The sequence below is a fragment of the Postechiella marina genome (genome assembly GCF_039538365.1).
In the GTDB taxonomy this organism is placed as follows: domain Bacteria; phylum Bacteroidota; class Bacteroidia; order Flavobacteriales; family Flavobacteriaceae; genus Postechiella; species Postechiella marina.
In genome coordinates this window covers 105,244-125,074 of the sequence record NZ_BAABCA010000001.1, presented here as the reverse complement: position 1 = coordinate 125,074, position 19,831 = coordinate 105,244, and the positions used below count along the sequence as shown (strand labels likewise).

16 protein-coding genes and 1 tRNA gene are annotated in these 19,831 nt (G+C 31.0%); 15 read left to right on the top strand and 2 right to left on the bottom strand.

Annotated features, from left to right (window positions below):
* Positions 1 to 93: 93 nt before the first annotated feature.
* Both ABD715_RS00495 and ABD715_RS00490 read right to left on the bottom strand, forming a co-directional pair.
* Positions 94 to 1,287, bottom strand: a complete 1,194-nt coding sequence (locus ABD715_RS00495) for a DegT/DnrJ/EryC1/StrS family aminotransferase (RefSeq protein WP_344785862.1) — start codon at positions 1,285 to 1,287, stop codon at positions 94 to 96.
* A gap of 85 nt (positions 1,288 to 1,372) precedes the next feature.
* A complete protein-coding gene (locus tag ABD715_RS00490) occupies positions 1,373 to 2,002 on the bottom strand; it encodes an NAD(P)H-dependent oxidoreductase (protein ID WP_344785860.1) in 630 nt (209 codons plus the stop codon).
* 281 nt (positions 2,003 to 2,283) lie between these two features.
* Between ABD715_RS00490 and ABD715_RS00485 the strand changes: the two genes are divergently transcribed.
* The 15 genes from ABD715_RS00485 to ABD715_RS00415 all read left to right on the top strand — a co-directional run bounded on the left by ABD715_RS00485 (position 2,284) and on the right by ABD715_RS00415 (position 19,704).
* A tRNA-Ser gene (locus ABD715_RS00485) sits at positions 2,284 to 2,368 on the top strand.
* Between the two features lie 277 nt (positions 2,369 to 2,645).
* The gene (locus tag ABD715_RS00480; RefSeq protein WP_344785858.1) at positions 2,646 to 2,810 is read left to right on the top strand and encodes a Lacal_2735 family protein; all 165 of its coding nucleotides are present in this window, start codon (positions 2,646 to 2,648) and stop codon (positions 2,808 to 2,810) included.
* A 12-nt stretch (positions 2,811 to 2,822) separates the two neighbouring features.
* Positions 2,823 to 3,224 carry a DUF2452 domain-containing protein gene (locus ABD715_RS00475; protein WP_344785856.1) on the top strand — a complete coding sequence of 134 codons (402 nt, stop codon included), beginning with the start codon at positions 2,823 to 2,825 and terminating at the stop codon, positions 3,222 to 3,224.
* Between the two features lie 4 nt (positions 3,225 to 3,228).
* Positions 3,229 to 3,519, top strand: coding sequence for a TIGR03643 family protein (locus ABD715_RS00470; RefSeq protein WP_344785854.1), 291 nt, complete (start codon positions 3,229 to 3,231; stop codon positions 3,517 to 3,519).
* Entirely contained in the window at positions 3,520 to 3,774 is a 255-nt protein-coding gene (locus ABD715_RS00465) for a hypothetical protein (protein ID WP_344785852.1), read from the top strand.
* Between the two features lie 30 nt (positions 3,775 to 3,804).
* Entirely contained in the window at positions 3,805 to 3,957 is a 153-nt protein-coding gene (locus ABD715_RS00460) for a hypothetical protein (protein WP_344785850.1), read from the top strand.
* Positions 3,954 to 5,426 (top strand): cryptochrome/deoxyribodipyrimidine photo-lyase family protein, encoded by a 1,473-nt coding sequence (locus ABD715_RS00455; RefSeq protein WP_344785848.1) that lies wholly within the window; start codon positions 3,954 to 3,956, stop codon positions 5,424 to 5,426. The genes ABD715_RS00460 and ABD715_RS00455 overlap by 4 nt, the downstream gene beginning before the upstream one ends.
* Positions 5,413 to 6,039: a flavin reductase family protein gene (locus ABD715_RS00450; RefSeq protein ID WP_344785846.1), complete on the top strand. Its 627-nt coding sequence runs from the start codon at positions 5,413 to 5,415 to the stop codon at positions 6,037 to 6,039. The genes ABD715_RS00455 and ABD715_RS00450 overlap by 14 nt, the downstream gene beginning before the upstream one ends.
* Positions 6,040 to 6,041: 2 nt before the next feature.
* Positions 6,042 to 6,170 (top strand): DUF2256 domain-containing protein, encoded by a 129-nt coding sequence (locus ABD715_RS00445; protein WP_344785844.1) that lies wholly within the window; start codon positions 6,042 to 6,044, stop codon positions 6,168 to 6,170.
* The gene (locus tag ABD715_RS00440) at positions 6,167 to 7,660 is read left to right on the top strand and encodes a cryptochrome/photolyase family protein (protein ID WP_344785842.1); all 1,494 of its coding nucleotides are present in this window, start codon (positions 6,167 to 6,169) and stop codon (positions 7,658 to 7,660) included. The genes ABD715_RS00445 and ABD715_RS00440 overlap by 4 nt, the downstream gene beginning before the upstream one ends.
* Positions 7,657 to 8,082: a hypothetical protein gene (locus tag ABD715_RS00435; RefSeq protein WP_344785840.1), complete on the top strand. Its 426-nt coding sequence runs from the start codon at positions 7,657 to 7,659 to the stop codon at positions 8,080 to 8,082. Before ABD715_RS00440 ends, ABD715_RS00435 begins: the two co-directional genes overlap by 4 nt.
* Positions 8,083 to 8,134: 52 nt before the next feature.
* Positions 8,135 to 8,626 carry a CIA30 family protein gene (locus ABD715_RS00430; RefSeq protein WP_344785838.1) on the top strand — a complete coding sequence of 164 codons (492 nt, stop codon included), beginning with the start codon at positions 8,135 to 8,137 and terminating at the stop codon, positions 8,624 to 8,626.
* 282 nt (positions 8,627 to 8,908) lie between these two features.
* A complete protein-coding gene (locus ABD715_RS00425; RefSeq protein WP_344785836.1) occupies positions 8,909 to 14,245 on the top strand; it encodes a PAS domain S-box protein in 5,337 nt (1,778 codons plus the stop codon).
* Between the two features lie 46 nt (positions 14,246 to 14,291).
* The gene (locus ABD715_RS00420) at positions 14,292 to 14,663 is read left to right on the top strand and encodes a response regulator (RefSeq protein WP_344785834.1); all 372 of its coding nucleotides are present in this window, start codon (positions 14,292 to 14,294) and stop codon (positions 14,661 to 14,663) included.
* A gap of 1 nt (position 14,664) precedes the next feature.
* Positions 14,665 to 19,704, top strand: coding sequence for a PAS domain S-box protein (locus tag ABD715_RS00415; protein WP_344785832.1), 5,040 nt, complete (start codon positions 14,665 to 14,667; stop codon positions 19,702 to 19,704).
* The last annotated feature ends 127 nt before the right edge of the window (positions 19,705 to 19,831 follow it).

Sequence of the window (19,831 nt, the reverse complement as noted above, 5' to 3'; positions counted from 1 at the left end):
ATGTAAAAAATCATCTACATTAAGATAAAAAAATCCTACTAAATAAATACAAATATTTAGCTCTCTCCTAAATGTAATATAGAGCTTTATTTACTACAAAACAGATTTTATAATTTCTGCCATTTTTGATGCTCTATCTTTAACCTCTTGCTCTGTCCAAGATAATTTTATTAAACATGAAATATTACGACCTATAAAATGATCAGATTTTTCGAAGGTTTTTGTTTGCAAATATTCTAAGCCTTCTTTTACCTCTTTAGAGATAGGAAATAGTGATTTTAAGTTTTTTAAATGATCCCATTTACGAATATAATGCCAGCTATTATCGTAATAATTCCAACATGCATCTACGCCTCCGGTTTTAAAACCATCTATTACTTTTCGTGCAGTATCTAAATCTGGCATAAAGAAGTTTAAAAAGGCACCACTTTCTTCTCCGCCTTCTGGAACGGTTCTAAAAGTAACTTCCGGAATTTCTGCTAAGGCTTCTTTAAGTATGTTTAAGTTTCTTCTTTGAATATTTAAAAACTCTGGTAGGCGTTTTACTTGGGCCAAGCCTACTGCTGCATGAAGCTCTGATATTCTAAAGTTATAACCTAAAAAGGGGTGAGTTTCGGCTCCACGGTCGTGACCAACATGGTCGTGACCATGGTCGCTATAATGATCGGAATTTGTATAATACGTTTCGTTATTTGTTACTACAGCCCCACCTTCGCCACAGGTTATGGTTTTTACAAAGTCGAAAGAAAAACAACCTAAATCGCCAATACTACCTAAAGGCTTGCCTTTAAAAGTACCTCCAATGGCTTGGCAAGCATCTTCTACTAATAATAAATTATGCGCGTTACAAATATTTTGTATGGCATCCATATTTGCCATACTACCGCACATTTGCACTACCATTACAGCTTTTGCTTTTGGAGTTATCGCAGCCTTTATAGCCTCAGGATTTAAGCCTAAAGTATCATCTATATCTACTAAAACAGGAATGGCGCCTAATAACATAATAGCTTCAAAACTGGCTACAAAGGTAAAGGTTGGCATAATAACTTCGTCTCCTGCGCCTATACCAGCACTTGCTAATGCTACAGATACTGCTGCTGTACCACTAGAAACAAGTTGTACGTGGTTGGCTTTAAATGTTTTTTGTAATTCGGCTTCTAGTTCTTTGGCTTTCCAGTGGCCTTTTCTCATACCATCAAATCCGTAGCGCATTAACACTCCGTTATCTAATACATCGTTTACCTCGTTTTTTTCTAATTCTCCAAATAATTCGAATCCTGGCATGTTGTGTTGTTTATTTGTTTGTTATTGTCTTTTTACCCTAAGGCTTGAGATATCATATAGTGACTATACACTATACAGAGCTTATTTAAAGTTCTATTACAGTTTCTGTTAGTGGTTTTCTTACTTTTTTTAATGTGGCAAACATATCGTTGTCTGCCCTATAACCTACAGGTAAAAGCAATACAGATTCCAACCCTAACTCACTTAAATTAAGATGATTATTATATGCCTCCGGATTAAAACCTTCCATTGGACATGCATCTATACCTTCAATAGCACACACCGTCATTAAATTACCTAAGGCAATGTAAGCTTGGTTTTTAGACCATTGTTGGCGTTCTTCAATTGTTTTTCTATCCATCATTTCTATTAAATCGTTTTTGTATGGATTTAATATAGAATCTGGCGTATTACGTATAGCTTTTATGTTTTTATAATATTCGTTTATATCGTTTACTTCTATGTTATCTTGTATGCAAATAACAAGTAAGTGCGATGCATCTACAACTTGTTTTTGATTATATGAGTGTTGTAATAAAGGTACTCGTTGCTCTTTATTTTCTAATATTAACAACTTTAATGTTTGCAAACCAAAAGATGTTGCTGTTAAATTAAAAGCTTGCTTTAATACATCTATTTTTTCTTTAGAAAGTGTTTTGGTTGCGTCGAATTTTTTTGTTGCGTACCGCCATTGCAACTGTTTTATAGTGCTCATATTTTTTTCTATGTGAATACAAAAATAAGGTTTGAATTGCGTTTTTTACTATTTTATTACAAATAAACATTAAAATGATTGGTAATAATTTACTACACTTTTAATTTATATTGTGTTTTTAAATAATAAACTATACCTATTCTTATAAAAAACACAATATATCTATTTAATTTTCATGCACTTAAAAAAATGTTTTAAAAAAACATGTTTTTTATTTGAAAGAATTAAAAAAGGGTTCTATATTTGCACCCGCATTAAGGAAATACCTTATGAGGCACTCAGGAGAAATGGCAGAGTGGTCGAATGCGGCAGTCTTGAAAACTGTTGAGGGTCACACCTCCGGGGGTTCGAATCCCTCTTTCTCCGCAGAAACCCTGTAAACACTATGTTTACAGGGTTTTGTTTTTTACACGCTATTCGCTTTTTATAACATATCCTGTATTGGCTTTATACTCTTCTCTATTTAATCGAAAAGACATTTACTAAACAACTTTTAGTAAATGTCAACAAGAAATACGCTTTTTAACTTTCTCAACTAAAAGCTAGATACTTGATTACAATATTTTTTTTGTTTAACAAAAACACTAAAAAGATAAACATTTTGTATCTTTATACTTTAATTAGATTAAAAACGCTGTACATTATGTTTGGATTATTCAAAAAGAAATCAGAGAAAGAGAAGCTACAAGTTAAATACGAAAAACTTTTGAAGGAAGCACACACATTATCTACCTCAAATAGAAGAATGAGCGACCAAAAAACTTTTGAAGCTGAAGAGGTAATGAAGAAGATAGAAAAAATGAACTAATTTTTTTGAACTATGAGAAATAAAAGAAAACCAGACTCAATAGTTTTTAACCCAGAAACTCAAAAATACGATGCCTCTATTAAACCCTACGGAACAAATGTGGGAGCTCCAGCTATAACAACTACAGATACGACTCCCTGGAAAAACAGAAGTATAAACAACATAAACCACAAGGTTAAAGCAAAATATTTAGAGCTTAAAAATGAATATGAAAAAATGATGCAAGAGTTTGAAGACAACAAACTTATTTTTGATGCAAAATTTTCCTTCACCCCCATTATTGGCGAAGTATATCATCTTTACAAAAGAGATAATGGTGAAAACTTTCTTTCTATTATTGCCCCAGAACAATGTCGTTTTAATGCATTAGGTAGTTTTTATTTAAATGCAGACCAAACTTGGAAAAAAATATAAAGCTATGACGGTAGAAACTAAACAGTTTACAGAAAGAGATTTAGACCGCATTATAGAAATGGCATGGGAAGATAGAACACCTTTTGAAGCCATTAAATTTCAGTTTAATTTGCCAGAAAAAGAGGTAATTAAACTTATGCGATACAACCTAAAAACTTCAAGTTTTAAACGTTGGCGAAAACGTGTTAATAGTGGTGTAAGCACTAAACATTTAAAGAAAAGAAAACCAGATATTACACGCTTTAAATGCTCTAGACAAAAAGCAATATCTGGCAATAAAATAAGTAAACGATAAATGAATTTGTTTAAAAATCATAACACAACATTTCCACTTACTTATGTAGAAATTATTGAACGTCTTAATAAAATAAACCCAATAAAATATGGAGCTACTCGAAATTATATTAATGGTTCTGTAACCTACTTATCTCCTTATATTTCTAGAGGTATTATTTCTACAAAATTTATTCTTTCTGAAATTTTAAATCGTGGTCATGCTCAAGCTGAAATTGAAAAATTTATTCAAGAATTGACTTGGAGAGATTATTGACACAAATAAGTACATAAAAAGCCATTAACTATGCATTACAACTATAAAACATTGTTAAAAAAAACTTTAAACAACCATTACAAAGGCACAGAAACTCCTAGAGATTGGATGTTTAATGTAAAAGGCTACTACCCATCCTTCTTCTCGTTCTGGAAAAAATGTAAAAAAGAACTTGACTTTTGAAAAAAACACCTTTAAATATTGTTTGGATAAAGCGCGATATACGCTCGCAAGACCACGAGCCTTTTTTTAAGGCAGAAAAAGACGCTATACCTTACCTTATTATATATTTATTTGAACCTAGTCTTATTAAATACCCAGATACTAGTACCAGACATTTACAATTTATATATCATTCTATTACTGCCTTAAACAACACTTTAGCTCCTTTTAATAGAAAAGTTGATGTATTTTACGCAGAAGCTATTGAAGTGTTTAAATATCTTCAAGAAAATTTTGAAATAAAAACTCTTTTTAGCTACCAAGAAAGCGGAACAAAAACAACATGGCAACGCGATAAACAAGTAAAATTATTTTGCAAAAAACAAACTATAACTTGGCTAGAGTTGCAACGCGACGGTATTTTACGAGGCATTAAAAACAGAGAAGCCTGGAATAAAAAATGGCATACAACAATGCACACACCTGTTATTAAAAACAAGTATTCGGTTTCCAAACAAGCAGAGCTTAAACATGATTTTTTAATTCCAAAAAAATTAGAAGAAAAGCTTCAATTATATCCAAAACAATATCAGCCAGCTGGCGAAAAAAATGCTTGGCATTATTTAAAATCATTTGCTAACAATAGAGGTTTTAACTATCAAAAGCACATTTCGAAACCTACAGAGAGTAGAATATCTTGTAGCAGATTATCTCCTTATTTAGCATGGGGAAATATAAGCGTAAAACAAGCTTTTCAATTTATTGGTACACATCCAAATGGCACAAAAAACAGTAATGCCTTTTCTGCCATGCTTACAAGATTGCACTGGCATTGCCATTTTATTCAGAAATTTGAAGTAGAATGTAGTTACGAAACACATTGCATTAATAAGGGGTACGAACTACTATCACATAGAAAAAACAGTGCTTTTATTACAGCTTGGGAAACAGGCAAAACCGGCTATCCTTTAATTGATGCTTGTATGCGCGCTGTTAAACAAACTGGCTGGATTAACTTTAGAATGCGTGCCATGGTGGTTTCTTTTTTTACCCTTAACCTCGACCAAGATTGGAGAGATGGCGCCTACTATTTGGCTAAACATTTTTTAGACTACGAACCAGGAATTCACTACCCCCAGTTTCAAATGCAAGCAGGTACAACAGGCATTAATACGGTACGCTTATACAACCCTGTTAAAAACTCTAAGGAGCACGACCCAAATGGTGTGTTTATAAAAAAATGGGTTCCAGAACTTGCTAATATCCCAACAGCTTACATTCACGAACCGTGGAAAATGACTGCAATGGAAAAAATATTTTACAATATTAACACAGATACCAATTACCCTTTACCCATTGTAAACTTGCAAGCAAGTTCAAAACTAGCTAGAGATAAAATTTGGGGGCATAAAAAACATCCATCGGTACAAAAAGAAAAGAAGCACATACTTAACACTCACATTAACAGAACACAAAATGATTTACACTAAAGCAGACATAAAAAAACTAGACCGAATTACACGATTAAAAATAATTAATTCTGTTACAGGCGTTAAACCTGCAAATTTAATAGGTACAATTAACAACCAAGGTAAAACTAATTTAGCCATATTTAGTTCTGTAGTACACTTAGGAAGTAACCCTGCATTAATAGGTTTTATTTCTAGACCAAGAACTAAAGAGGTTGGACACACGTTTAACAACATTAAAGAAACTGGAAAATACACGATTAACCATATTCATCCAGAATTTATAAAAAATGCTCATTACACATCTGCAAAGTTCAATGCTGAAATTTCTGAATTTAAACGCTGCGGTTTAACCGAAGACTATTACAACAATTTTCAAGCTCCATTTGTAAAAGAAAGCACTTTTAAAATGGGTATGCTGTTTAAAGAAGCTATTGATATTAAAATTAACGGAACCGTTTTGGTAATAGGTGAAATAGAACACCTAGTAATTCCAGACACTGCAATGGTGAATAACGATATTGATTTAGAAGCCACAAACAGCGTAGGTATATCGGGATTAAACAGCTACTACGCTTTAAATAAAATAGAAAAACACCCCTACGTTAGAGTGAATGAAGTGCCCAATTTTTAATTATGAAAAAACAACATTTGCCCCAAAAAATATGCACTATTTGTAAACGTCCTTTTACTTGGCGAAAAAAATGGAAGGAAAACTGGGAAGACGTTAAATATTGTAGCAAACGCTGTAGAAACGAAAAATGAAAGGTATAAACATTATATTTCCACATCAACTATTTCAAGAGTCGCCACTTTTTGAGAATAAAAACACTTTTTATATTATAGAATCGTATTTATTCTTCAAACAATATTTGTTTCATAAACAAAAAATAGCATTCCATAGAGCAACTATGAAACGCTATGCCGATTTTCTTAAAAAAGATAAAAAACTTAAAGTAATCTATATTGAAGCCACCCAGAAAATTTGTGACATTAGGATACTTATTCCAGAATTAAAACAAAAAGGTATTTCACATATCAATTATATAGATCCTACAGATAATTGGCTAGAAAAAAGACTTAACAAGAACTTATTAAAAAACCAAATAACATCAACTAAATATAATTCTCCTCTATTCTTAAACACTAAAGAAGAACTAAGTTCATTTTTTAAAGCTGATAAAAAGAAATACTACCAAACCACTTTTTACAAAGAGCAGCGTAAAAAGTTAAATATACTTATAGATGACAATGGAAAACCTAATGGTGGAAAATGGACTTTTGACACAGAGAACAGAAAAAAATATCCTGCTAAAAAAACACCACCACCAATACAATTTCCAGATATAGATGATTACTACATTGAGGCAAAAACCTATGTTTCTAAACATTTCTCCAACCACCTTGGCAACCTTAGTGAATACCCTTTGTATCCAACAAATTTTGAAACAACAAAGCACTGGTTAAATGACTTTTTTAATCAACGCTTTATGGAATTTGGCGTATATGAAGATGCTATAGTTGCAGAAAACTCCATACTAAATCATAGCGTTTTAACACCAATGCTTAACGTCGGGCTAATTACACCAAAACAAATAATTGATACGTGCTTAAACTATGCAAAAAAAAATAACATACCTATTAATTCTACCGAGGGTTTTATGCGTCAAATTATAGGTTGGAGAGAGTTTATAAGAGGTGTTTATTTGTGCAAAGGAAGCGAAGAACGCACCACTAATTTTTGGAACTTTAAAAAGAAAATACCAGCATCCTTTTACAATGCAACTACAGGAATACCACCTATAGATCAAACTATAAAAAAAGTATTACAAACAGGTTATTGCCACCATATAGAACGGTTAATGGTTTTAGGTAATTTTATGTTGCTATGCGAGTTTGATCCAGACGAAGTATACAAATGGTTTATGGAACTTTTTATTGATGCATATGATTGGGTAATGGTAACCAATATTTACGGTATGAGTCAATTTGCAGATGGTGGATTAATCGCAACAAAACCCTATATAAGCAGTAGTAATTACCTAATAAAAATGAGCAATTACAAAAAAGGGCCATGGCAAGACACCTGGGATGGGCTTTTTTGGCGCTTTATGCACACCCACCGCGATTTCTTTTTGTCTAACCCTAGACTAGGAATGCTGGTAAGAATGTATGACAAAATGCCTACAACTAAGCAAAAAAAACATTTAGAAAACGGAGAAGCTTATTTATTTTCCTTAAATCAACAAATATGATATTTAACACAAGCCATATAAACAAAGCATACTTTAAACAAAGTACAAACATACTTGGAAAACCATTTTCTTTATTCGAAAAAATTAAGATTAAAGGTGTTGGTTCTGGTAGATTTATTATTGCAGAATTAAGCCCTAAATTAAAACCGAAAAACACAATAAACTCTGATATTAATTATTCTAATATAGAATTGCGACCAAAAGGCATTATTATTCATTTTACTAATAAATTAAACTGCTATTCTTGGGTGATACCCTACTACCGCTTAGTAATTTATAACACTAAAACTTTAAGCATTCACTCTAACGGACATTTTATAAAATTTATAAAAAACAAAAATTATCACGACAATAAAAACTTTATTAGCAAGATGACAGACCTAAAAAACGAATTTTTAAACTTAGATTATTACAATGGTTAACCCATAAACAGTCTATATTTTTTTATTTAACAATCCAAACACAACAATATCGATGCAAACAGTTACTCTTTTTAAATTTAATAAAACAAGCAACATCAAGAACTGGAAAACCATTAACGATGGTGTTATGGGAGGCGTATCGACTGGAATCTTCTACTTAAACGAAGAAGGACATGGTGTTTACAAAGGTCATATTTCATTACAAAACAACGGAGGCTTCTCTTCTTTAAAATACAGCTTCAATACATTAAACACTGAGCAACACAGTAAAATCATTTTAAAAGTTAAAGGAGATGGAAAAACCTATCAATTTAGAATAAAGCATAAATCATCAGATCGACACTCTTATATCGCTTATTTTAATACATCAAATAAATGGCAAACCATCTGTTTTAATTTATCAGAAATGCATCCAAAATTTCGAGGTCGCAAAGTAAATATTCCTAACTACAACAAAACCAACATCGAAGAAATTGCTTTTTTAATAGGCAATAAAAAAAACGAGACCTTTAAACTTTTAATCGACTCAATAATTTTAATATAAAACCTATTTACACTTACTCTCTTCTCTTCCAAACATTAAATTTTATAACTCTAAAAATTTAATATTTGTAACGTGTTTTAGTAATTACAAAATATAGTATACATAACCAAGTTGCCTATATTTATTTCATCCAATTAAAGCCTTTTACACCTTTAATTTATTCATAGAATAAAAAGTTTTTAAATAAAAAAAGTTTCATGTTTTGCTTTATAAATGCTAAATTTAGTTTTTACAAGTTTATTTTTTTAAATACCTATAAATTATTAACAGTATACTTTATACATGAATATATATATAACCATAATTGCTGAGTTTTTACTTATAGCTTCATGTATTCTTCTTTTATTTAAATTTAGAAATAAAATAGGCTTAGCTCCATTATACATTCTTTTAGGCGCCATACAATATCTACAAGCCAACTTAGAAAGGTCGTTTAACCTACCTGTTTTTAATGATTACACCATTTATCCCAATTCTATTATTTTATTCAGCGCTGTTTTATTTGCTACCTTATTAATTTACATAAGAGAAGGAGCTGCTAGCTCGAGAACTCTACTGTTTGGTATTATTATTTCTAATATAATAATGACTTTAATATTCGAGATAACATACATACAGCAAATAATTGACATACAAATAAACAACATACCAGATTACAGTGTTAACCTAGTTAAAGTAAATACCAAATACTTTTTAAGTGGCACACTAATATTAATATTAGATTTTGTTTTACTGGCCATTATTTTTCAGTACCTAGTAGAAAAAGTAAATAAACTCCCTTTTTTTTTAACTCTCTTTATTTCTCTCTTTTCTATTCTAATTTTTGATGCCCTAATATATAACCTAGTTTTATTCTATGGATCACCAACTTTTGCTAAATCATTAATAAGCCATCTTATAGGCAAATCAATTTCTGCCCTAATATTCTCTGTTATCTTATATTTTTATTTAAAATATTTTGATAAAAAAAACACAACAACTCCTTTTATAGAGAATAAAAATCAAGGTCTTTTCTCTTTTATAAAATACAGAAAAAGATATGCTGCTCTTAAAATTGAAAAAGACGAAATTGAACAAAAATTTGCTTTCAAATTAGAAACAACTTTAGACAATATTAGTGATGGCTTTATAAACCTTGACACCAATTGGCGTTACACCTATTTAAATAAAAAAGCTGCCGATTTTATTGGCAGACCTGCTAGTAGCTTAATAGGAAAACATATTTGGAAAGAATTTCCTGAAGGTGTAGGCTCTACTTTTTACAACGCATACTACAAAGCTGCAGAAACACAAAAAATGCAATATTTTGAAGAGTATTACGAACCTCTAGATAAGTGGTTTGAAAATAGGGTTTACCCCACTCTAGACGGAATAACAATATATTTTACAGATATAACAGAAAAGAAAAAAGCAGACCTTAATAACCAAATGCTTTTATCTTTAATAGAAACAAGCGATAGCTTTATAGGCTTATCTACTTTAGAAGGTAAACCACTTTACTTAAACTCAAATGGAAAAAAACTAATTGGGCTTGAACCAAAAGACATTTTACCACAATCTATAAAAGATGTTTTCCCAGAAAATTACAAAACAACTATAGAAAAAGAACACATTCCTACTATTTTTAAAACGGGTAAGTGGAATGGCGAAGTTAATTTTAAGCACTCTAAAACAAAAAAATTAATTCCTATAGAAATGTCTGGTTTTTTAATAAAAGATGCTTCTATAAAAAAACCTATAGCCCTTGGTATTGTCGCAACAGATATTACAGAACGTAAAAAAGCCGAAGATAAATTAATAAAAAGCGAAAAATTATTTAAGCGATTAACATCTAAAGCACCTGCTGCAATTTTTCAAACCGACGCACAAGGTAATTGCAATTATGTAAACGCACAATGGCTCAAGTATGCAGGCTTAACTTACGAAGAAGCAATGGGTACGGGTTGGTCTAAAGCATTACATCCTGATGACGAAAAAAGAATAATTGAAGAGTGGCAAGAATACATGCTGGCTGATGAAAATGAATTAGAAACCGAATTTAGATTTTTACATAAAGACAACCATGTTACTTGGGTTTCTGTAAAAACGGTTGGCACTTACGATGCCCAAAATAACTTATACGGTTATATTGGCATGGCATTAGAAACCACCGAAAGAAAAAATGCCGAAGAAAAATTAATAAATAGCGAACTCCTTTTTAGAGAACTAACATCTAATGCGCCAGTTGGAATTTTTAAAATGCAAATAGATGGCACTTGCAATTATGTAAACGAACAATGGGTAGAATATGCAGACATGTCGTTTAAAGATGCTATGGGCTTTGGCTGGGCAGAAGCTATACACCCAGAAGACAGAAATAGAGTTTTAAATTCTTGGATGCAAGTAGTACCCTCTGGCGATGAATTTTATGCAGAATTTAGATTTTTAAATAAAACTGGACAAATTAAGTGGATGTCGGTAAAAGCAGTTGGAAACATCAATGCTAAAAATGAATTATATGGCTACATAGGCATTTGCTTAGATATTACCCAACGTAAAGAAGCCGAAGAGCAACTTAAAGAAAGTGAAAAATACCTTGAAAACATAATAAATAATATTGGCGATCCCGTTTTTGTAAAAGACAGCCAAAGTAGAATGGTGTTAGTTAACGATGCGCTTTGCTCAATTTTTAATAGTACAAGAGCAGAAATTCTTGGAAAAACACTAGCCGAAAATGTACCTCCAGAAGAAAGGGAACGATTTTTAAACGATGACAGGCAAATAATTAACTCTGGTATAGAAACCGTTAACGAAGAAACGGTTTGTTTAAACAAAATAGATACTATTACTATATCAACTAAAAAAACAAGATTTATAGATAGTACTGGAAATAAATTTATAATAGGTGTTATAAGAGATATTACAGAGCGTAAAAAGTCTGAAATAAAAATGGCAGAAATGCAACGAAAGGTTGAATCTGCTATAAGAATTGGTAAAATAGGATATTGGAGTTGGAATATTTTAAAAGACAAAGTTTTTTGGTCTGACCTTATATACGAACTGTATGATGTAGATAAAAGTACAGACCTAAAATACAGCACCGTTTTAAGCACTGTACATCCCGAAGACCAAAGTTTTCATAAAAGGTTAGTAAAAGATAGAATTACAAACAAAAGCACCGATTCTTTTGAGTATAGAGTACTTCGTCGTGATAATACCATAAGATATGTAAGAGCACAAATGGAAGTTATAGACGATGAGTTTGGTAACGCCATAGAATTTCAAGGTACTGTTATTGATATTACAGAAAAAAAACTTGCCGAATTAAACTTAATAGATAGCGAAAAACTTTTTAAACGCTTAACCTCTAGCGCACCAGTAGCCATTTTTCAAGCAGATACAGAAGGCGCATGCAATTATGTAAATAAAGAGTGGATAAAATATACCGGACGAACTTTTGAAGAGTCTATGGACTTTGGATGGGCAGAAGCTATAATTCCAGAAGACAAAGAAAAAACTTTAAAAGAATGGCTACATTTTGTTTTTAACAAAGAAGAAGAAGATATTGAAATACTGTTTAGATCTTTGCATAAAAACGGGAGTGTTTCATGGCTCTCTAACAAAGCCATAAAAACCTATGATGCTAACAACAATTTTAATGGTATTATAGGTATGACTATTGATGTTACCAACCAGAAAAAAGCAGCAGAAGCAGAAATTAACAACAAAAAATACCTTAACAACATATTAAACAACATAGGAGATCCTATTTTTGTAAAAGACGACCAAAGTAAACTATTAATAGCTAACGATGCTTTTTGCAAAATATTTAATCTAAACAGATTAGATATTATTGGTAAAAACCTAGACAAAACCATAAACCCTAAAGAACAAGAGCATTTTTTAAAAATAGACAAACAGGTTTTAAGTACAGGCATAGAAAACATTAACGAAGAAACTTTAACTTTAAATGGCAAAACTCCTTTAATTTTTTCTACAAAAAAAACACGTTTCATAGACAGCGAAGGTAACAAACTACTTATTGGTGTAATTAGAGATATAACAGAGCAAAAACAAGTTAGCGAAGAAATAAGAAGAGCGCACCAACGCCTTACCACACACTTAAACAATTCTCCCGTAGCAATAATTGAGTGGGATGAAAATTTAATAATTCGTAATTGGTCTAGCCAAGCAGAAAATATTTTTGGGTGGGAAGTACAAGAGGTTATTGGTAAAAAATTTAAAGACATAAACTTAGTTTACAAAGAAGACGCAAGGCAAACCATCAAGGTTTGCAGCGAACTAATACAAGGAGTAGTAAATAGTAACAAAAGCATAAATCGTAATAATACAAAATCTAAAAAATTAATTTATTGCGAATGGCATAATTCTGTATTAAGAAATAAAGATGGAGAAATAGACACAATTTTTTCTCTTGTACAAGACATAACCGAGCGTACCGAGTACGAAAAAAATCTAAAAGAAAGCGAAGACAAATTATCAAAAATATTTCAATCTAATATTATTGGTTTTTCTATTATTAATAGCAATCAAGTTAGAGTAGATGTTAACGAAACCATGGCAAAAATGCTTGAAACTACCCGAGAGCATTTAATAGGAAAATCGTTTGATGATGCCCAAATAGAAATTCATGATGAAGCCTATTACGAACAAAAAAACAGAATATTAGGTAAATTATTAAAAAACGGTTATTTAAGTAACGAAACCGTACATAGAACACTGGTAAGTGGCAAACGATTAAGTCTTTTAGTCTCTGTTGAACCTCTTGAAATTGCAGGAGAAACACATGCACTATTTGCTGTAATTGATATTTCTGATAAAGTAAAAGTAGAATTAGAACTAGAAAATTACAGAAGTAACTTAGAAAAACTAGTAAAATTAAGAACTTCTGAGCTGGAAAAAGAAAAACAAAAAGCACAATCTGCAGACTTAATGAAATCTGCTTTTTTAGCAACCATGTCTCACGAATTAAGAACACCAATGAACTCCATAATTGGTTTTACTAGCATATTGCTTAAAGAATTTGCAGGTCCTTTAAATAACGAGCAAAAAAAACAACTTAACATGGTTAAAACCAGTGGAAATCATTTATTAGGCTTAATAAACGACATTTTAGATATTTCTAAAATTGAAGCTGGCAAATTAAAAGTTTCGCTTTACCCCTTCAATTACATAACAACATTACAAAAAACTCTAGACTTTATATTACCACAAGCATCCAAAAAGGGACTCTCTATTACATCAGAAATAAGAGAAATAAAACTAATATTAAACAGTGACGAAAGACGTGTAGAACAAGTTCTACTCAATTTACTATCAAACGCCATAAAGTTTTCAAACAAAGGCAACATACATATAAATGTCTTTAGAAAAGATAATTTTGTTATTACCCAAGTAATAGATCAAGGCATTGGCATTAGTAAAGAAGACTTAGCAAACTTATTTAAACCTTTTATTCAGATAGAAAGTGGCTTAAGTAGAAGCCATGAAGGTACAGGACTAGGATTAGCTATTAGCAAGAATTTAATTGAAAAACTAGGAGGCTCTATTAGCGTAGAAAGCACAAAAGGAAAAGGAAGTAATTTCACCTTTAAACTCCCTATAAAACTAACTAGTTAATAATTAAGGTACATAAAATTAATTCTGTAATTTAAAATTAAAAATTATGAAAGCTACTATTTTAATAATTGAAGACAATGAGCAAAATATGTATATGCTATCATACTTATTAACTCAAAGTAAATACAATGTTCTTAAAGCTTACAATGGCTTAGAAGGTTTAAAAATTGCTCACGAAAACAAACCCGAAATTATTTTAATAGACATTCAGCTACCAGATATGGATGGTTACGAAATATGTAATAAACTAAGACATAACGGACTTAGCAAATCTACAACATTAATTGCAGTTACATCTTACGCTATGGGAGGAGATAGAGAAAAAGCAATAGAGGCTGGAGCTGATGGTTATTTAGAAAAACCCATAACACCAGAAACATTTATTAATCAAATGGAAAGTATTGTTAACGCAAAATAATATGACAAATAAAACTATTTTAATAGTAGATGATACTTTTGAAAACCTATATCTTTTAAGAGTTATTCTTGAAGAATCTGGTTATTCTATTATTGAAGCCAACAACGGTCAAGAAGGTTTAAATATACTGCACGAAAACCATCAAATAGATTTAATAATATCAGATATTTTAATGCCCATTATGGACGGGTATTTATTTTGCCAAGCTTGCAAAAAAGAAGAAGCATTATCAGAAATACCATTCGTTTTTTACACATCAACATACACAGAGAAACTAGACGAAGAATTTGCCTTAAAATTAGGTGCTTCAAATTTTTTAAGAAAACCAATAGACCACGAGGAAGTACTTAACACTGTTAATACTATATTTAACAGAACTAAAAAAAGTACAAATACTAAAAAAAATAAGGTTATTGCAGAAGATGAGGTTTTAAAACTTTATAGCGAACGCCTTATAAAAAAGCTAGAACAAAAAAGTCTAGATCTAGGTAACGAAGTATTAGAGCGCAAAAAAGCAGAGCAGTTACTAATACAAAAAAATGAAATATTAGATTTAATTGCTGTAAACACCCCATTAAATAGAATTTTTGACAAACTTCTTTTAAATTACGAATCTATTCATCCTAACTATTTTGGTTCTATTAGCTTGCTAGATAATGATGGTATTCACCTTAACCTAAGCTCTGCCCCATCGCTACCAAAGGCATATTGCTTAGCTATAAAAAAAATAGCTATAGGAAAAAACGTTGGCTCTTGCGGCACAGCTGCGTTTGTAAAAAAGCCAATAATTGTTTCTGACATTAGTAAAGACAAACTATGGATAAATTATAAAGACCTCGCAGCGCAATATAACTTAAACTCATGTTGGTCGCTTCCAATATTTTCTAAAAACAAAGAAATATTAGGCACTTTTGCTATTTATAGCAAGTCTGTAAACAACCCTTCTATAGACGACATTCAAGAACTTAATTTTGCTGTAAAGTTAGCGCATATAGCTATTGAGAAATTTAGAGCATCCGAAGAAATAAAAAAGAGAGACGAATCGTACAAAGCATTAATAGATCAAGCTAACGATTCTATTATTACATATACCTTAGACGGAACAATACACCAATTTAATAAAGCAGCTTATACCAACTTAGGTTATACAAAAAACGAGTTTTTAAATTTAAAAATTCAAGATATAAATATTGGAGACTTTATTCAAAACAAACAAAACCATCAAAATTTACTTGATGGAAAATCTATAGTTTTTCCTAGAAAATTTACACGTAAAGATGGCTCTATATTTGAAGTAGAAGTATCTGCAAAAAAGCAAAAAGACGGAAAAATACTTGCCATTGCTAGAGATATTACAGCATGGCAAAACAATTTACGAGAAATTAAAAAGGCTCGAGAATTTTCTTCTGGACTCTTAAATGCCATGAACGAAGGTCTTGTTGTTATAAATTTAGAATCTGAAATAATTAGTGTAAACCCTGCTTTTTGTAAAATGACTGGTTTTACAGAAAAAGAACTTATTGGTGTAAAACGCCCATACCCCTATTCGCCTCCAGAATTAAAAAAGGAAAACGACAATAACTATAAATTATTAATTCAAAACAAAAACAAAAGAGAATACGAGAATACTTATATGCGTAAAAATGGAGAACGATTTCCTGTATACGTATCTATATCAAGCATTTACGACGAAAATGGGGTTAAAACATCAAATTTCTCCACTGTTCTAGATATTACAGAACGAAAACAAGCAGAAAAAAAACTTTTAGAAAGCGAACAAAATTTAAAGCAGTCACAAAAAGTAGCAAATATCGCCTCTTTATCTGTAGATTTAAAAACGATGACTTGGGCATGTTCTGAAACTCTTGAAAACATTATAGGCATTGACAAATCTTTTATTAAAACTGTAGATAATTGGAATGTAAATATACATCCAGACGATTTAGAATCTGTTAATACTCATCTAGAAAACTGTATTAATTTACAAACAAAATACAACAAAGAATATCGATTTATAAGAGTAAAAGACAAGAAAGAAATATGGATTCATGGCATAGGAGAAGTTATTATAGATAAACTAAAAAAGCCAATAAAAATAATAGGCACTGTACAAGATATTACAGAGCGTAAAAAAGCAGAGCTCACCTTAAAAGCTGCAAAAGAGTTTACAGATAAACTTATAATGTCTATGCAAGAAGGCTTGCTTATAACAGATTTAAACACCAAAATTATAATGGTAAACAAATCTTTATGCAATATAACTGGTTACGCCCTAGAAGAGCTTATGCAGCAAGAACACCCTTATCCTTTTTGGCAACAAAAAGACCTAAACTGTATTTTAAACAAATATAACGAAATAGCCAACGAAAAAACAACAGAAGTATCGTACGACATAGTTAAAAAAAATGGCGAAAAAATTAAAGCCTCTTTTTTTACAGGCACCATAAAAAACGATAAAGACGAGGTTATAGCTTTATATACCACTGTAAAAGACATTTCTAAAGAAGAAAAAGCCAAACAAATACTAATAGAAAGCGCAAAAAAATCTAACCTAAAGAAAAAAGTTATTTTAGAATTAGCTAATCTTGTTGGCGAAGACCTAACTAGCTCTTTAAAAAAAATAACAAAATTAGCTGCTAAAACCTTAAATATTGAAAGAGTAAGTGTTTGGAAACTTGATGATGATATAGGCGAATTAGTTTGCGAAAGATTATATAAACTTAGCAAAAACAGTTTTGAAACCGGAATAAAAATAAAATACAAAGACAACCCTGCGTATTTTGAAGCTTTATATAAAAATGAAACTATACTTATTGAGGATGCTCAAAATAGTAATTCCACAAAAAAATTCACAAAAAACTATTTAAAACCAAACAACATTACATCTCTAATGGGTGTGTGTATTAACGACTCTAACGGTTATTATGGCGTTGTTTCTTTTGGACATGTAGGCATGCCTTTAAAAAAATGGACTGCAGAAGATCAGGAATTTGCATCATCCATAGCCAGCATTGTATCTTTAATGATTGAAAGCTCTGAAAGACAAGTCGCAGAAGACGAGCTAAAAACTCAAAAAGAATTCTCAGAAAACCTGATAGCATCTTTAAACGAAGGCCTTTCTGTTGTTAACCTAAAAGGAGAACATATTAGGGTAAATGATGCCTTATGTAAAATGACAGGGTTTACAGAAAAAGAATTAATAGGTATTAAAGCTCCTTTTCCTTATTGGCCCCCTGAAGAATATGATAATATTTTTAAAGCCTTTAACAACCCTATAAAAAGTATGGGACTTAATAAGGAAACTATTTTAATGAGAAAAAATGGCGAGCGGTTTCCTGTTACCTTATCAGACTCTGTAATAAAAGATAAAGAAGGTTACATTATAGCTTACTTTACAACTATAACAGATATAACTTACAGAGTAAAGGCCGAAAATATTTTAAAAGAAAACATTAAAATATCTAACCAACGAAAAAACATTATTATTAAACTAGCCAACCTTATTGGCGAAGAGTTTGGATCTTCATTAAAAAAAATATCAACAACAGCTGCTAAAGCCCTTAATGCAGATTTAGTAACCATTTGGGAATATCAAAACAACAAAACGCAATTATTAAGCAAACTATTTTATAATTCTATAAACGATACATTTGATAGCGAAGGCTTAACTATAAAAAAAGAAAAATTCCCTAATTACTTTAATGCTTTTAAAACCAAAAACAGTATTAATATAGACGATGTAGTTAACAACCCAATAACAAAAGCATTTGCCAAACAATTTTTTATTCCTAATAATGTTACATCTAGAATTGATGTATTAATTTATGGTAGAAATGACTATTATGGTATTATAAGTTTTGAAAGCACAACCTCTAAAAGAATTTTTACAGACGAAGAAGAGAGTTTTGCCACATCTATAGCCAGTATTGTATCGCTAATGATAGAAAGTAAAGAAAGAACTTTAGCAGAAAGTAGAATAGTAAAAACTAATCAACTATTAATAAAAGCAAACACAGAACTAACAGAATTAAGAAACCAATTAGAGCAGGAAAATGTATACCTAAGAAACGAGTTAGATTTGGTTTTTAACTACGAAGAAATGGTTTATGGTAGTACAGAGTTTAGTAATGTACTATCTGAAGTAGAAAAAGTTGCTCCTACTAATGCTACCGTATTACTTTTGGGAGAATCTGGTACAGGGAAAGAATTAATTGCAAGAGCATTACATAACACGAGTACTAGAAACAACAAACCCTTAATTAAAGTAAACTGCTCTGCTATACCAAGAGAACTTATAGAAAGTGAATTATTTGGTCATAAAAAAGGATCGTTTACCGGAGCTTTTAGAGATAAAATAGGCAAATTTGAATTAGCTGATGGAGGCACTTTATTTCTAGATGAAATTGGAGAACTTCCTCTAGATATGCAACCTAAAATATTACGCTTTTTACAAGAAGGCGAAATTGAAGTAGTAGGTGGTGCACATTTAAAAAAGCTAGATGTTAGAGTAATAGCAGCAACCAACAGAGATTTACTAGAAGAAATAAATAAAAAACAGTTTAGAGAAGATTTATATTTTAGGTTAAACGTATTCCCTATAGAAGTGCCTCCACTAAGAAAGCGTAAAGACGATATCCCTCTTTTAGTTGAACACTTTATAGATAAATTTAATAAAGCTTACGATAAAAATATAAAATATGTTACAGACGATTCTATGTCTCAACTCAAGGCCCACAATTGGCCAGGCAACGTAAGAGAACTTGAAAACTTAATAGAAAGAGCTTCTATTTTATCAGATAGCGATACTTTAATTATTCCTGGTTACGAGTCTAATTTACAACAGCAAAAAGCAAAGCAAGCTATAAATGAGAAAGATCAATCTTTAGATACAATACAACGCAACCATATAATCAATATTTTAGAGCAATCTAATTGGGTTATTAGTGGAGCTAATGGCGCTTCTCATATTTTAAACCTAAAGCCCAGCACTTTACGCGATAAAATGAAGAAATTAGGAATAAAAAAACCCAATACAAAGTAGCGGTATTCCGTGTCTGTAAAATAATCACGGTATACCGTCACGGTATACCGTCACATAAAGCGCCCTCTACAAAGAAACACATACACGTAAACACCACAAAACAAGCAAACTAAGCAACAGGTTAAGT

Coding starts and splice junctions, on each gene's coding strand:
- ABD715_RS00450 (WP_344785846.1), top strand. CDS start 5,413: ATGATTTACACTAAAGCAGACATAAAAAAACTAGACCGAATTACACGA.
- ABD715_RS00495 (WP_344785862.1), bottom strand. CDS start 1,287: ATGCCAGGATTCGAATTATTTGGAGAATTAGAAAAAAACGAGGTAAAC.
- ABD715_RS00420 (WP_344785834.1), top strand. CDS start 14,292: ATGAAAGCTACTATTTTAATAATTGAAGACAATGAGCAAAATATGTAT.
- ABD715_RS00435 (WP_344785840.1), top strand. CDS start 7,657: ATGATATTTAACACAAGCCATATAAACAAAGCATACTTTAAACAAAGT.
- ABD715_RS00480 (WP_344785858.1), top strand. CDS start 2,646: ATGTTTGGATTATTCAAAAAGAAATCAGAGAAAGAGAAGCTACAAGTT.
- ABD715_RS00415 (WP_344785832.1), top strand. CDS start 14,665: ATGACAAATAAAACTATTTTAATAGTAGATGATACTTTTGAAAACCTA.
- ABD715_RS00445 (WP_344785844.1), top strand. CDS start 6,042: ATGAAAAAACAACATTTGCCCCAAAAAATATGCACTATTTGTAAACGT.
- ABD715_RS00490 (WP_344785860.1), bottom strand. CDS start 2,002: ATGAGCACTATAAAACAGTTGCAATGGCGGTACGCAACAAAAAAATTC.
- ABD715_RS00475 (WP_344785856.1), top strand. CDS start 2,823: ATGAGAAATAAAAGAAAACCAGACTCAATAGTTTTTAACCCAGAAACT.
- ABD715_RS00465 (WP_344785852.1), top strand. CDS start 3,520: ATGAATTTGTTTAAAAATCATAACACAACATTTCCACTTACTTATGTA.
- ABD715_RS00430 (WP_344785838.1), top strand. CDS start 8,135: ATGCAAACAGTTACTCTTTTTAAATTTAATAAAACAAGCAACATCAAG.
- ABD715_RS00425 (WP_344785836.1), top strand. CDS start 8,909: ATGAATATATATATAACCATAATTGCTGAGTTTTTACTTATAGCTTCA.
- ABD715_RS00460 (WP_344785850.1), top strand. CDS start 3,805: ATGCATTACAACTATAAAACATTGTTAAAAAAAACTTTAAACAACCAT.
- ABD715_RS00470 (WP_344785854.1), top strand. CDS start 3,229: ATGACGGTAGAAACTAAACAGTTTACAGAAAGAGATTTAGACCGCATT.
- ABD715_RS00440 (WP_344785842.1), top strand. CDS start 6,167: ATGAAAGGTATAAACATTATATTTCCACATCAACTATTTCAAGAGTCG.